The 13,599-nt window shown below is 70.5% G+C and carries 16 protein-coding genes and 1 tRNA gene; 11 read left to right on the forward strand and 6 right to left on the reverse strand.

Annotated elements, in window-relative coordinates; translation table 11 throughout:
* The first annotated feature begins 8 nt into the window (after positions 1-8).
* Entirely contained in the window at positions 9-818 is an 810-nt protein-coding gene (locus tag ASD30_RS07820) for a hypothetical protein (protein ID WP_056679655.1), read from the forward strand.
* Positions 819-828: 10 nt separating this feature from the next.
* On the opposite strand, the gene upp is transcribed toward ASD30_RS07820, so the two are convergent.
* Positions 829-1,470, reverse strand: coding sequence for a uracil phosphoribosyltransferase (upp, locus tag ASD30_RS07825; RefSeq protein WP_056679657.1), 642 nt, complete (start codon positions 1,468-1,470; stop codon positions 829-831).
* Between the two features lie 111 nt (positions 1,471-1,581).
* Between upp and ASD30_RS07830 the strand changes: the two genes are divergently transcribed.
* Together ASD30_RS07830 and ASD30_RS07835 are read left to right on the forward strand one after the other, a co-directional pair.
* Positions 1,582-2,064, forward strand: a complete 483-nt coding sequence (locus ASD30_RS07830; RefSeq protein ID WP_056679659.1) for a tRNA adenosine deaminase-associated protein — start codon at positions 1,582-1,584, stop codon at positions 2,062-2,064.
* 34 nt (positions 2,065-2,098) lie between these two features.
* On the forward strand, positions 2,099-2,542 hold the full coding sequence (locus ASD30_RS07835) for a nucleoside deaminase (protein ID WP_056679920.1): 444 nt from the start codon (positions 2,099-2,101) through the stop codon (positions 2,540-2,542).
* A 27-nt stretch (positions 2,543-2,569) separates the two neighbouring features.
* Here ASD30_RS07835 and ASD30_RS07840 read toward each other — a convergent pair whose 3' ends face one another.
* Positions 2,570-3,367, reverse strand: coding sequence for a helix-turn-helix domain-containing protein (locus ASD30_RS07840; protein ID WP_200951108.1), 798 nt, complete (start codon positions 3,365-3,367; stop codon positions 2,570-2,572).
* A gap of 86 nt (positions 3,368-3,453) precedes the next feature.
* Here ASD30_RS07840 and ASD30_RS07845 point away from each other — a divergent pair, with 86 nt between their 5' ends.
* The 4 genes from ASD30_RS07845 (at position 3,454) to ASD30_RS07860 (ending at position 4,688) form a co-directional block, all read left to right on the forward strand.
* Positions 3,454-3,870: a hypothetical protein gene (locus tag ASD30_RS07845; protein WP_056679662.1), complete on the forward strand. Its 417-nt coding sequence runs from the start codon at positions 3,454-3,456 to the stop codon at positions 3,868-3,870.
* A complete protein-coding gene (locus ASD30_RS07850; RefSeq protein WP_235529977.1) occupies positions 3,867-4,265 on the forward strand; it encodes a PaaI family thioesterase in 399 nt (132 codons plus the stop codon). Before ASD30_RS07845 ends, ASD30_RS07850 begins: the two co-directional genes overlap by 4 nt.
* Before the next feature lie 38 nt (positions 4,266-4,303).
* A tRNA-Ser gene (locus tag ASD30_RS07855) sits at positions 4,304-4,393 on the forward strand.
* A 100-nt stretch (positions 4,394-4,493) separates the two neighbouring features.
* Positions 4,494-4,688 carry a hypothetical protein gene (locus tag ASD30_RS07860; RefSeq protein ID WP_056679665.1) on the forward strand — a complete coding sequence of 65 codons (195 nt, stop codon included), beginning with the start codon at positions 4,494-4,496 and terminating at the stop codon, positions 4,686-4,688.
* 3 nt (positions 4,689-4,691) lie between these two features.
* On the opposite strand, the gene ASD30_RS07865 is transcribed toward ASD30_RS07860, so the two are convergent.
* Positions 4,692-5,327, reverse strand: coding sequence for a hypothetical protein (locus ASD30_RS07865; RefSeq protein WP_156393550.1), 636 nt, complete (start codon positions 5,325-5,327; stop codon positions 4,692-4,694).
* A 146-nt stretch (positions 5,328-5,473) separates the two neighbouring features.
* On the opposite strand from ASD30_RS07865, the gene ASD30_RS07870 reads away from it, so the two are divergent.
* Complete coding sequence (locus ASD30_RS07870; RefSeq protein ID WP_056679671.1) at positions 5,474-6,253, forward strand: hypothetical protein; 780 nt, start codon at positions 5,474-5,476, stop codon at positions 6,251-6,253.
* A gap of 3 nt (positions 6,254-6,256) precedes the next feature.
* Here ASD30_RS07870 and ASD30_RS07875 read toward each other — a convergent pair whose 3' ends face one another.
* On the reverse strand, positions 6,257-8,167 hold the full coding sequence (locus ASD30_RS07875) for a CocE/NonD family hydrolase (protein WP_056679674.1): 1,911 nt from the start codon (positions 8,165-8,167) through the stop codon (positions 6,257-6,259).
* Positions 8,168-8,255: 88 nt separating this feature from the next.
* Between ASD30_RS07875 and ASD30_RS07880 the strand changes: the two genes are divergently transcribed.
* From ASD30_RS07880 to ASD30_RS07890, 3 genes are read left to right on the forward strand one after another with little or no spacing between them, the layout of a single operon-like run.
* Complete coding sequence (locus ASD30_RS07880; protein WP_056679677.1) at positions 8,256-8,921, forward strand: TetR/AcrR family transcriptional regulator; 666 nt, start codon at positions 8,256-8,258, stop codon at positions 8,919-8,921.
* Positions 8,922-8,931: 10 nt separating this feature from the next.
* Entirely contained in the window at positions 8,932-9,813 is an 882-nt protein-coding gene (locus ASD30_RS07885; RefSeq protein ID WP_056679680.1) for an AAA family ATPase, read from the forward strand.
* 9 nt (positions 9,814-9,822) lie between these two features.
* Entirely contained in the window at positions 9,823-11,226 is a 1,404-nt protein-coding gene (locus tag ASD30_RS07890) for a vWA domain-containing protein (RefSeq protein ID WP_056679683.1), read from the forward strand.
* Between the two features lie 136 nt (positions 11,227-11,362).
* Here ASD30_RS07890 and ASD30_RS07895 read toward each other — a convergent pair whose 3' ends face one another.
* Positions 11,363-12,667 (reverse strand): hypothetical protein, encoded by a 1,305-nt coding sequence (locus tag ASD30_RS07895; protein ID WP_056679686.1) that lies wholly within the window; start codon positions 12,665-12,667, stop codon positions 11,363-11,365.
* Positions 12,664-13,596, reverse strand: a complete 933-nt coding sequence (locus ASD30_RS07900; RefSeq protein ID WP_056679689.1) for a hypothetical protein — start codon at positions 13,594-13,596, stop codon at positions 12,664-12,666. The genes ASD30_RS07895 and ASD30_RS07900 overlap by 4 nt, the downstream gene beginning before the upstream one ends.
* Positions 13,597-13,599 lie beyond the last annotated feature (3 nt).

The raw sequence follows: 13,599 nt of genomic DNA on the forward strand, positions 1-13,599 counted from the left end.
CAGGCGGCATGAGCGAGCAGCCGCCGTACCCGCCCAGCGACCCGAACCAGCCCGGTTGGGGGCAGCCGCCGCCGGCCGGTCCTCCAGGCTGGGGCCAGCAGCCGCCCGGCTGGGGCCAGCAGCCTCCCGGTCCGCCGCCGGGCGGGCGGGGCTTCGCGGCAACCGAGGCGATCGGCTACGGCTGGAAGGCCTTCACCACCCACACCGGGGCGCTGCTCGGGGCCGCGCTGATCGTGCTGCTCGTACCAATCGCCATCCAGGTGGTGAGCGCACTGACCACGGGTGGGCAGACGTTCTCGTTCACCGCCGACTCCTCCGGGGGAGGCTTCGAGTTCGACTTCCACCCGATGGCACTGGTGCTCAACCTGCTCGGCAGCATCATCAGCCTGATCCTGTCTGCGGCGATGGTGCGCCTCGCGCTCGACGTGGTCGACGGCCAGCAGGTCAGTGTCGGCGCCATGTTCTCCCGCTTCGACCTGGTGCAGGTGCTGATCGCCGCCGTCGTTCTCTCGATCGCCACGACCATCGGCCTGGCGCTGTGTGTCCTGCCCGGCCTGGTCGTGCTGTTCCTGACGTTCCTGACCAACTACTTCATCGTCGGCAAGGGGCAGGACGCGTTCACCGCGATCAGGTCCAGCGTCTCGCTCACCACGGCCAACGTGGGTGAGCTGCTCCTGTTGGCGCTGCTCTGCTTCCTGTGCATGCTCGGTGGTGCCGTCGCCTGCGGCGTCGGGCTCCTGGTGGCCCTCCCGGTGATCACGGTCGCGACTGCGTTCGCCTTCCGCGCACTGCAGGGGGAGCCGGTCCGCCCGCTCTGACCGTGGTCGGTCAGTGGGCCACGCCGTACAGCCGGTCGCCGGCGTCGCCGAGGCCGGGCACGATGTAGCCCTTCTCGTTGAGCTTCTCGTCCATCGCGGCGGTGACGATGGTGACCGGGACCTCGAGGTCGGCCAGCTCCTGCTCCAGCCGGGCGCAGCCCTCCGGCGCGACCAGCAGGCAGATCGCGGTGATGTGGTCGGCGCCGCGGTCGACCAGGAAGCGGATCGCCGCGGCGAGTGTGCCGCCGGTGGCCAGCATCGGGTCGAGCACGTAGCACTGGCGCCCGGAGAGGTCCTCGGGCAGGCGCTCGGCGTACGTCGACGCCTCGAGCGTCTCCTCGTTGCGGATCATGCCGAGGAAGCCGACCTCGGCCGTGGGCAGCAGGCGGACCATGCCGTCGAGCATGCCGAGCCCGGCGCGCAGGATCGGCACGACGAGCGGCTTCGGGGAGGCCAGCTTCACGCCGGTCGCGGGCGCGACGGGAGTGGTGATGGTGACGTCGTCGACGCGCACGTCGCGGGTCGCCTCGTAGGCGAGCAGCGTCACCAGCTCGTCGGCCAGCCGGCGGAATGTCGGGCTGTCGGTGTCCTGGTCGCGGAGGGTGGTCAGCTTGTGGGCCACCAGCGGGTGGTCGACGACGTGGGTACGCATGGAGAAAACCTAGTCCAGTCCGCGTGACGTTTGGGAAAACAGGCTTGGAACCACCCCCAACCTCTGTCACTCTGGACATCGGAGTGCGGTTCACGAGCTGGAGGGACAGCCATGGTTGACGAGTTCGACGTCGACTTCGCCCTGGCCGCATACCGTGAAGAAGGCGTCTGGCAGCTCCAGGAGCTGGTCGATCCGGTGCTCGAGGACCTCGAGACGCTGTCCGGTGCCCTCCGGCGTTTTCCCGGTGACGGCGGCGCCATCGCACTGATCGGCTTCGACGAGGACGTCTTCCTGATCGTCCGGGTCACCGGGCCGACCGTGCGCGTGCTGCTCTCCGACATCACCGCCGTCGACGAGTGGGACCTCGCCCGCACCGTGATCGAGCACCTCGCCCTGCCCTACCCGGAGGAGGACGACGAGTCCGCCCCGGCCGGCGACCTCGACATCCTCGGCGACCTGGGCATGCACGCGATGGACATGGGCGTGCTCATCGACGACTACGACCTCTACCCCGACGAGATGCTCTCCGACGTGGCCGGCCGGCTCGGCTTCGGCCCCGCGTTCGACGACGCCGTCGACCTGACGACTGCGTGAGCGTTCCTTGATCGCCAGCAGGTACGACGAGGCGATGGGCCTTGCCCTGGACGAGGCACGTGCCGCCCTGACCACCGACGACGTACCCATCGGCGCCGTCGTGCTCGACCCGTCCGGCGCGGTGATCGGCCGCGGCCGCAACACCCGTGAGGCCGAGGGCGACCCGACCGGCCACGCCGAGGTGGTCGCGATCCGCCGGGCCGCGCAGGCAGTCGGCGAGTGGCGGCTCACCGGCTGCACGCTCGTGGTCACGCTCGAGCCGTGCACCATGTGCGCCGGCGCGATCGTGCTGTCCCGGCTCGAGCGCCTGGTCTTCGGGGCGTACGACGCCAAGGCCGGCGCCGTCGGTTCGCTCTGGGACGTCGTGCGCGACCGGCGGCTGAACCACCGGCCCGAGGTGCTGGCCGGGGTCAGGGCCGACGAGTCCGCCGCCCTCCTCGACTCCTTCTTCCGCAACGCGCGAACCGTGGATGATTGATGCGCGCGCCGTGGGTTCTTGACGCCGTCAGGTGTTGATGCCTCCGCGCAGTGCAGCAGCGGTGAAGGCGTCCGCCGGCAGGAACGCCTCGACGGTGAACTCGGCGACCGAGATGTCGACCGCGGTGCCGAAGGTGGTGACGGTGCTGATGAAGGACAGCTCGCCGGCGTCGGTGCGCAGCCGCATGGGTACGGCGATGCGACCGTCGGGTGATGCGTGGGACAGGCCGCCGGGGTAGTCCATGAGCTCGTCGTGCAGGGCCTTCGTGCTCGGCGACCCGGTCACCGCGAACTCCCGCGCCAGCCGGTCGATCAGGTGACCGCGCCACTCCGACAGGTTGACGATGCGTGAGCTCATCCCGTCGGGGTGCAGGCTCAACCGCAAGACGTTGAGCGGTGGTTCGAGCAGCTCCGGAGCGACGTCGGCGATCAGCGGACCCACCGCGTTGTTGGCCTGCACCAGATTCCAGTCGCGGTCCACGACCAGCGCCGGGAACGGCTCGTAGCCGGTCAGGATCAGGTCCAGCGCCTCACGGATCGCGGTCATGTCGTCGTCCTCCAGCGTGCGTTCGTCGTACGCCGGGGCGTAGCCGGCCGCGAGCAGCAGGGTGTTGCGCTCGCGCAGCGGGACCTCGAGCTGGTCGGCGATCCGGAGCACCATGTCGCGACTCGGCCGGGACCGCCCGGTCTCGACGAAGCTGAGGTGCCGGGTCGAGATGCCCGACTCGTTGGAGAGCTCCAGCTGGCTGCGCCGGCGGCGCTGCCGCCAGTCCTTGAGCAGTACGCCGACTCCGCCGGTCTCCGGACGCGTTTCGGTGATCGTCATGCGCCCATTGTGTCGGCCGGGGGTAGCCGGCTCCATTACCTCCGACGTCATCGACAAGCCTCGCCGCGCGCTTCACGGTTGATGCCATGACCACTCGAACCGAAACCCAGCCCCTGTCCACCTCGACCGCCCGCCGGTCCCCGATCGCCAGGCTGCTGCTGCTCGACGCCGGCGTCTCCGGCCTCAACGCGGTCGCCTACCTCGCCGGCGCCACGCTGCTCGACGACGTGCTCGGCCCGTCCGTGCCGACCCTCGAGCTGCTCGGTGCGTTCCTCCTCGTCTGGGCCGGCGCGCTGGCCTGGATCGCCACCCGTGACCCCGTGCCGGCCGGCCTCGCCCGCGAGGTCGTGATCGGCAACCTCGTGTGGGTCGCAGGCTCGGTCGCAGTCGCCTTCGGGCTCCTGTCCCTGACCGGGATCGGCCTGGCCTGGTGCCTGATGCAGGCCGTGGTCGTGGCCGGCTTCGGGGCGGCCCAGTACGTCGTCCTGCGAGGCCGGGCGTGAGCGCACCCGCCGACCTGGTCGCGCTGATGCCCTTCGCCGAGGCCACGGGCGTGGTCCTCGACTCCGCCGACGCAGATCGCGTGGTCGGGCACCTTGACTGGGCCGAGAACCGGTGCACCGCCGGCGGCGCCCTGCACGGTGGCGCGCTGATCACGTTGGCCGACAGCGTCGGTGCGGTGTGCGCGTTCCTCGGGCTGCCTCCCGGCGCCGGTACGGCGACCACGTCCACGACCACGCAACTGATGCGGGCCGTGCACGGCGGAACGGTCACGGCGACCGCCCGACCACTGCACCGGGGCCGCACCCAGGTCGTCGTACAGACCGAGCTGCGGGACGCCGACGGGCGCCTCGTGGCGGTCACCGTCCAGGCGCAGGCCGTGCTGGCGGCGTCCTGATTTCGGCCTCGGGCCGCCGATCTAGTAATCTCTCCGGCGGTGGCGTGTCCGAGCGGCCGAAGGTGCATCACTCGAAATGATGTGTGGGGTCAAACCCACCGTGGGTTCAAATCCCACCGCCACCGCCAGTTGATCTCAGCAGAGATCCGAAGGATCCGAACCCTCGCCGGGTTCGGATCCTTCGCATTTCCGGACTGATGGCCTGGCGTCCCCGCTACTGTGAGGTGCATGGGGATCTACGTGGCTATCGGAATCGGTGTCCTGGTCATCGCTGCACTCGCCGCGGTCTGGGTCTTCGAGGGGCGCCAGAAGAAGCCCGGCTGGAACCTCGACAAGGGCGGCAGCTCGGCGGGCAACTACTCCGCCCTCGAGGCACAGGCGTCCGCCACCCGCAACGGCAGGGGTGGCAGAGGCGGCCTCTGAGTCTCACTCGGTCCGGTCGAGCACGTTGAACGGGTAGTCGATGTTGCCCAGGTGCCACAGGCCGTCGTCCAGCGAGATCTCGTAGCGAGCCTTCTTCAGCGTCGCGACCGACAACCGGGCCGAGCCGGACCCGTCGGTGCGCAGCGTCCGTGCGATGACCTCCTTGCCGTTCTCGGTGCGGATCAACGCTTTCACCGTGCGGTCGGCTCCCCACCCCGAAAGGCGTACGACGTCTCCGTCCGCCTGCCACGTGGGCTGGTAGTCCGCGATCGACGTGACGCTCACCATCGCGGTCGACGTACCCTCGCTCGGCACTCCCTCGTCGATCACCTGCACGACGTACAGGCCGTCGGTGAGCCCGTCGGTCGGGCAGGAGAACTTCTCGTCGTCGTAGGAGCAGGCCTGCTCTCCCTGGTCGCGGTGCCCGGCGTACTTGTGGTCCTTCACCACCGGCGAGCCCGCCGACACGATGGTCACGCGGATCTTGCCGTCCGGGTAGATCACCCGGCCCTTCACCGCATCGCCGGGCGCAACTGTCGTGTCGGTGACCTCGGTGCCGAGCGGGGTGTCGGTGGTGCAGCCGGTTGCGGCGAGGAGAAGGAAGGCCGCCGCGGCACCGGCGAGGAGTCGTGTCGTCATGCCCTCCATGCTGGCCGACCCGGAGATCCGACGCATGCGCCCGCGTACTCATCCGGCCGGCCACTCCTGCTGCGCGGGATCCGCCGGCCACGCCCGGTCGGGCGCGACTACGGTGCCGAGCACGCACCCTCGGTCAGGAGAGCTGCATGACCCCGCTCGTCTTCTTCTCGTTCGTCTCCCTCGGGCAGGCCGGTGCCGCTGAGCACCGGGCCTACAACGAGTGGCACCAGCTCGACCACCGGCCGGAGAACCTGGCCCTGCCCGGAGTCGCCTGGGGGGATCGGTGGTCCCGCCCCGACGAGTTCAAGGCGGTGTCGAGCGCCAGCGACGAGCACGCCGGCACCGACTACGTGGCGATGTACTGGTTCCGCGATCCGGTGTCCGAGTCGGTGCGTGCCTGGGACCAGCTGGGTGCCGACTCGTTCCAGTGGGGTCGGGGGCCGATCATCCCCGGTGTCTCCAGGTCCCTGCTGGCGTTCTTCCGGCCGGTGCGCGGCTACGTCAATCCGGGCTCGCTGGTCGCTGCCGACGTCCTCCCCTTCCGTCCGGTGCGGGGCATGCACGTGCAGCTCGTGAAGCATGCCGAGCCGATGTCGCTGGCCGTGCACGAACGGCACACCTTCGCCGACCGTGTCGAGATGCCCCGGCTGACCGGTCTCGACGGCGTGGCCGGCGGCTGGACCTTCAGCTTCGACCGCCACCAGCAGCACAGCACGCTGACCTTCGGCGCGGACAAGCAGGACGCCCGCGGATCGATGCGGTTGCGGCTCCTCTACCTGGACGGCGATCCACTCGAGACCACGGACCGCATCGCCCGGGCCGAGAGCGAGCTCGCCGAGCACGAGATCGCCGGGCACGACGCCCCGGGCACGGAGATCCTCCTCGACACACCGGTCAGGACGATCATCCCGTGGCAGGACTGGTGAATCTCACCTTCCGGTCGGCAGCGCTCCCGACGCGATCGGCAGGTCGACGTACGACGCCGCCACGGCGTTGCGTTGTACGTCGTACACGCCGCCCAGCGCGCTGAGCAGCCGGCCCGGCGAGGTCAGCAGGTGCGGGGTGTCGCCGCTCTGCACCAGCAGCCGCAGCCGGTGGCCGGCGGGCAGCGTCGAGAAGACCGGCCTGATCTCGATGTCGTAGCGGGTCACCCTGCCGACCGGCACCGGCTGCTCGGCCGCCTCGGTGTGCGGGTGGTAGGGGAGTGCGTAGGAGCCGCCGCGGGAGGCCCAGCTGCGACCCTGCGTGATCGCGCGCGCCGAGCCGAGCAGCGCCCCGGCCGAGAGGTCGGTGACCGAGCCGTCCGGCGCTACGTCCTGGAGCGTCACCACGAACATGGTCTGCGGGCGGTTCGCCCTGACCCGGAGGGTGAGGCCGACCGGGCCGGCGAGACGGGTGTCCCGGGTCAGCGGTGCCGTGTCGTAGGAGAGATCGCCGGGCTGTGGCGCGGTCAGCTCCTTCACCTTCGAGCACTGGGCGTAGAGGTCGCGGGCCAGCCCCGCGGTCCACTGCACGATCGCCCGCTGGCAGGCCAGCGAGACCGGCTTGTAGAGCATGCGGTCGGAGCCGGTGGCCGCGGTGGGTGCCGCTGTGCCGAGTGACTTGTTCCCCTGCAGGTGCAGGCGTTCGTAGGTTGTGGCCTCCGACGGATACCGCGCCACGGAGTACGACGCACCGTCCGGCTCCTGCACGTGGAACGGTGTCTTCGTGTCGGTGATGCCGTTGTCGACGCCCTTGAGCCAGTGGTCGAACCAGGCCAGCTCGATCGCGTCGAGGTCGACGGTGCTGCCCTGGTTGCCGTGGTCCCAGGGGCCGGTGAGCAGCTGGTAGCGGCTGGTGACCGGCTGCGTGCGGTTCATCGGCGCGTGGACGGACCGGCCGGCCCACGCGTTCTGGAGGCCGCTGTAGAGCAGCGGTTCGCCGCGCTGGAACACGTCGTACTGCCCGCCGACCACGTACGCCGGCACGCCGTTCGCGACGACCTTGTCGAGCACGTTCTGCGGAGCGCGCTCCTGCCAGTAGGGGCCGTCGTACACGCGACCGTTCTCGAGCAGCGCGTTCAGGCCGGTGGTGAGCTCGAACGGAATCCCTGCCAGGCCGTGCTGCAGCGAGAGCCTGAGCGCGTCGAGTGGATCGGAGGCGCGTTCGGCGAACGGGGTCAGCGTGCGCAGGCCGAAGTAGCCGGCGATCAGGCCCAGGCTGGAGGTCATGTTGACCAGGCCACCGGCCACGAACAGGTCGCGGTAGGGATCGGACGCGGTGGCGATCGGGAAGATCGCCTTGAGCGGCGAGTTCTTCCCGACCGCCGCTGCGGTGAAGACCTGGTCGATGCCGAGGTAGGAGCCGCCGAGCAGCCCGACCTTGCCGTTGCTGCCCTCCACCGCGGCCGACCAGCGCACGAGCTCGGCGCCGTCGAGGGCCTCGCTCCTGCCGAACAGCATCGACTGGCCCTCGGACCCGCCGGTCCCGGCGACGTCGACGATGACGCCGATGTAGCCGCGCTTGACGAGGTAGGGGTTCATCGCGCCCAACCCCGAGTTGCCGACACCCTTGCCGTACGGCGTCTGGACCAGGATCACCGGGAACGTCCCCTGTGCGCGCTCGGTGGTCCCCTTGGTCGCCGGTCGGTGGATGTCGGCCCGCAGCACGCGCCCGTCGCGCATGGTGATCGGCACGTCGCGCTCGACGACCACGTCGTACTTCTCGGCCTGCTCGGCACCCGTGCCCGCACCGACGTGCGTTCGTACGACGACCCGGTCGTCGGCCGATGCCGTGGCGGGTGCCAGCATCGTCAGTCCGAGCAGCAGCGCGACGAGCACGCTCTTGAGAGATCGGGTCATCGGTGTCCTCCGGTGCGGCCGGGAAGTAAACTTGGACGAACGTACAATTTTTCTGTCCACGGGACAACGAGAAAGGTGACGGGGTGAGATGACGGCCCCCACGAAGGCCTCCTCGAAGGCGCGGCTCAGCCAGGAGCGCAGCCGGGTGCGCCGCGAGCAGCTGCTCGACGCCACCATCGCGCTCTTTGCCGAGGGCGGTGCGCGCGCGGTCACCCATCGCGCCGTGGCCGCCCGGGCCGAGCTGCCCCCGGCCACGCCCGGCTACTACTTCGACTCGGTGGGCGACCTGCTCACCACCGCGCTGACCCGGCACGTCGAGACGTGGATCGAGGACATGACCGCGATGGCCGACCTGTCCCTGGGCCTCGAGATCGACCTCGACGACGCCCGCGGACTGGTCTCGATGGCGTTCGGCGAGCGGAGCCTCGACACCGTCCACCTCCAGCTCTCGACGTTCCTGGCGGTCAGCGCCGACCCCGACCTCCAGCCGCTGGCGGCCCGGGCCCTGGACGCGGTCGAGAGTCTGGCCGCACGCATGCTGGCCACGGTGGGAGTCACCGACGCCCAGGCGGTCGCCGAGTCCCTCGTGCACCTGATGATCGGCTCGGCGGCCACGCGGCTGACCGGCCGGCACGACGACGAGCACACCGCCGACGTGCTCTTCGACGCCGTACGACGCCTGGTGGCGACGGCCACGATGGACCCGCAGGCGATCACGGACGCCCTGCCCAGGGCGAATCGGCCCGCCGACTAGGCTCGCGGGCGTGACCACCGTCGAAGCACAGCCATGGTTCAAGTCCCCCGACGACGCCCTGAAGCGGCTGGAGGCGACCGGCTACCTGGCCGACCCGGCGACCACGACGACCGCGTTCCTGGCCGGCGAGCTCGGCAAGCCGCTGCTGATCGAGGGCCCGGCCGGGGTCGGCAAGACCGAGCTCGCGAAGGCGGTGGCGGCCGCGACCGGCGCCGAGCTGATCAGGCTGCAGTGCTACGAGGGGCTCGACGAGGCCCGCGCGCTCTATGAGTGGAACTACAAGAAGCAGCTGCTGCGCATCCAGGCCACCGGGCCGGACCAGGCGTGGGAGCAGACCCACGACGACATCTTCACCGACGAGTTCCTGCTCAGTCGGCCGTTGCTGACCGCGATCCGCCGCGAGGAGCCGACCGTCCTGCTGATCGACGAGGTCGACAAGACCGATGTTGAGGTCGAAGGCCTGTTGCTCGAGGTGCTCTCCGACTTCCAGGTCACGATCCCCGAGCTCGGCACCGTCGAGGCGGTACGCCGACCATTCGTGGTGCTCACCTCCAACGCCACCCGCGAGCTGTCCGAAGCAGTCAAGCGACGCTGCCTCTACCTGCACCTCGACTACCCGGATGCCCAACGGGAGCAGGAGATTCTCCTCTCCCGGGTGCCCGGTCTCGACGACAGGCTGGCCCACGAGCTGGTCGCCGTGGTGGCCCGGCTGCGCGAGCTCGAGCTCAAGAAGGCGCCGTCGATCGCGGAGTCGATCGACTGGGCCCGCACCCTCATCGCGCTCCAGATCAAGAACCTCGACCCGGCGGCGATCAGCAGCACGCTCGGCGTCGTGCTCAAGCACGTCTCCGACCACGACCGCGCAGTGCGCGAGCTCAAGCTGAGAGGTTAGGACTAACCCATGGGCGGACTCCTGGACCGGCACGTCGAGTTCATCGAGGCGTTGCGCGCCGCGGGGATCCCGGTGTCGCTGGCCGAGGACATCGACGCGGCGCGGGCGGCAACGGCTCTCTCGTGGTCGGGGCGGGACCAGGTCCGGACGGCGTACGCCGCGACGCTGGTCAAGCGGTCCGGTCACCGGGCCCCGTTCGACGCACTCTTCGACCTCTACTTCCCAGCCCTGACTGGCGAAACTCGCGCGCGCGGCCTCGACGAAGAGGTGGAGGGCGAGGATGCACCGGACGGGAGCATGCCGAACGACACCGGCAAGGCACTGAGCAGCTTCCGCGACGAGCTGGCCGACGCGATGATCGGGGCCCAACCCGACGGCCAGCCCGACGCCCTGCGCGACCTGGCCATCGAGGCCGTCGGCACGTTCGGTGCGATGCGCGGACGCGCGCCCGGCCTGTCGTCGTGGAGCGCCTACCAGGCGTTGAAGCGGGTGGCTCCCGACGAGCTCGTCGACCAGATCGTCGCCGGACTCCTGATGCAGGGCGACGACACCCGCACCGCCCGACGCCGGGCCGCCAGCCGGGTGCAGCAGTTCACCGCCCTGGTCGAGCAGGACGCGCTGCGCCGCATCGCCGAGGAGAAGGGCGCCCAGCACGTCGCCGACACGACGGTCCGCCCGACGATCGACAACCTGCCGTTCCTCAGCGCTCGCCGTACCGACCTGGAGGCGATGCGCCGGGAGATCCAGCCCCTGGCGCGCAGGCTGGCCACCCGGCTGACGAAGGAGCAGCACGCCAAGCGTCGCGGCCCGCTCGACTTCCGGCGTACGGTCCGGGCCTCGATCTCGACCGGCGGGGTGCCCCTCACCACGCACCACCGGCCCAAGCGGCCGCACCGCACAGAACTGGTGGTGCTGTGCGACGTCAGCGGTTCGGTGGCCAACTTCGCGCAGTTCACCCTGCTACTGGTCTTCGCACTGCGCGACCAGTTCACCAAGGTGCGCGCGTTCACGTTCATCGACCACGTCCACGAGGTCACCCACCACTTCAAGCCGGGCGCCGACGTGGTCGACGTGATGGCCGACCTGGCCGCGGCGACCAGTCACGCCGCCCTGTGGGGCCGCACCAACTACGGGCGCGCGTTCACCAAGTTCGTCGAGGAGCACGCCGACGCGCTCGGCCCGAAGACCTCACTGCTGGTGCTCGGTGACGCCCGCTCCAACTACAGCGACCTCCAGCTCGACGGCTTCAAGGCGATGGTCGCGCAGTGTCGCAACGCGTGGTGGCTCAACCCCGAGCACGCCCGCAACTGGGGGACCGGCGACTCCGCCGCGCCGCAGTACGCCGAGCTGGTCTCGATGGTCGAGTGCCGCAACCTCGCCCAGCTCGGCGAGTTCGTGCACGACATCGTCTGACGAACCGTGCCTTCTTGATGCGCCAACCGTGGATTCTTGATGTTCGAACACCGGGTCATTGACGGATCGCATCAAGAACCCACGGTTCGAAGCACAAGAAGCCGGTGTTCGCGCATCAAAAGGGCGGGGTTGGTGATCAGCCGGCGAGGAAGCCCAGCTCGTGGATCCGCTGGATCGCGGCCTTCAGCTCGGGGTGCGTGGCGGTGTCGGCGGCCCGGCCTCCGGCGACGTACGCCGACGCGCCGGTCTGGAGTCCGCCGTCGAAGACCACGGTCAACCGGTTGGTGACCCGGGCGTTGATCAGCGATCCCAACAGTGCGACCGGGTCGGCGCGGTCCTCGAGGGACAGCACCGTGGTCGGCTCCGGGATGTGGGTGACCTGGGCGTTGGGGGCGCCGGCGGTGATGACCTGGTCGACCACGAACTTGTCTGAGCCGGCTGCCGCGGCGATCTCGGCGGCGGCGACGCCACCCTGGGCGTGGCCGACGACCATCACCCGGGCGCCGGGCTCGTCACCGACGGCGGCCTCGAGGGCGTTGATCACCGAGGAGACCCGGCCGGCGACGTCGCTGCCGACGAGCTGCAGGTTGCCGGGCGTGCGCTGGGCGTGGCTCGGCAGGTAGGCGATGAACCGGCCGCCGGGCAGGCGCTGTACCAGCAGATCGCCCTCGACCTGGCTGAGTGAGGTCATCAGCTCCTCGATGGAGGACGGGGCCGGCAGGGTGGATGCGTCGCCGGCAGAAGCAGGTGCCGCCTCCTCCTCACGGAATCCGCCGGCGATGTCGCGCAGGGCGGAGGTGAAGTCGTCGGCGAAGTCGGGGGCACCGACCGCGCGCAGGCCACCGTGGGTGACTGCCGGGCCCTCGTCGCCGCCGAGCACGGCCGCGGTGAGCAGCGAGCGCATCTGCAGGCCCTCGATCAGGCCACCGCCACCACTGACGAAGTGGTCCATCAGCTCGGGGTTCTGGTCGGCCAGCTCGTTGAGGTAGGCCGCGAGGCCTTCGCGGTCGAGGGCGTCGGTCTCGATGAGGCCGGCCGAGAAGATCGCGCCGCCGAGCGCCACCTCGGGCGCCAGGTAGCCCACCGCGCGGGCCGCGATCGAGCCGAGCGTCTTGTACGCCGCCAGCTGGAGGTCGTCGATCCAGCGGTAGGTCAGCACCGTGGCGCGCACGATCAGTGCATCGGCGTCGAGCTCGACGGAGCGGACCATGAGCCCGGTCTTGCCGGTGGTCGCCCCGATGATGTCCTGCTCGGCCTGGGTGAAGGTGGCCTTGGAGAGTTCCTCGGACTCGGCGACCGCCTCGTCGGCGAGGATCTCGGCGCCCAGGGTGGCGCGTTCGCGCATCTCGTCGCCGGAGGAGTCGAAGAGGTCGGCCAGACGCATCATCTGGTCGTACTTGTCCTGGGCGGCTGCGGCCTGTGCCTGCTGCTGCTCGCTCATGCGGTCACCTCCGCGAGGATCGGGCCGAGGGTGGCGGCCAGTTCGGTGGCATCGACTCGACGGACCTCGACGCGGTTGGCGCCGTCGACCTGGTGGGATCGCAGGACGTGCCAGCCGTCGGCCAGCAACACCCATGACACGACACCGACGGCCTCGCCGCCGGCGTCGATGTCGGCGACCAGTCCGCGGAGCCGACCCTGGGTCTCGGTGACCAGCGAGCTGATCACCGACGAGACGGTGGCGTCGGGTACGGCGTCTCCGGCGGCATCGCGCACGTCACCGGCGTGGTGGGCCACGATCGTGCCGAGCAGGTCGGCCCGGCCCGAACGGACGGCCTCGCCGCCCGCGTCGAGCAGCTCGTAGGGCAGGTCGATCGCGGCGGGCACGGTGGAGTCGGTGAGCACGTGGTCGTCGGGAAGCCCGGCGACGCGGCCGAGCTCGGCCGGCCAGTGCTGCGCCTCGAACCACGCGAGCTCGAAGACGACGCCGTCGGTGGTGGCCAGGGTGGCCACGGCTCCGCCGCGCTGGCGGTGCCAGGCCCGGGCTCGGACGCCGCTGATGTTGACGTCGAGGTCGAGGGCGACGGCCGGGGTGGCCAGCAGGCCGAGGGCGCCGACGACGCCCGCATCGGCGGTGCCGTCGACCAGGAGGCCACGCTTCTCGAGGCCCTCGGCGGGGTCGTGCAGGGTGGCCAGGGCCTCGACGTACGACTGGTCCTCTGCGGCACCACGCGACTGGCCGAGTCGGCTCTCGAACGCGTTGGCGGCGGTGCTGGGTGTCGGGTCCTCGGGAGCGAAGGGCAGGGGCGCTCCGCCGGCGGCCTCGGCCAGGAACTCGAGCTCGGGCCGGGTCAGGGCGAGCCGGCGGGGCAGGCCTTCGAGGGTCCCCTCGGCCACCGGGCCGGGAGTGGTCAGGTCAATGGTCGCCATGTC

It is taken from the genome of Nocardioides sp. Root140, assembly GCF_001426745.1.
Taxonomy (GTDB): Bacteria; Actinomycetota; Actinomycetes; order Propionibacteriales; family Nocardioidaceae; genus Nocardioides.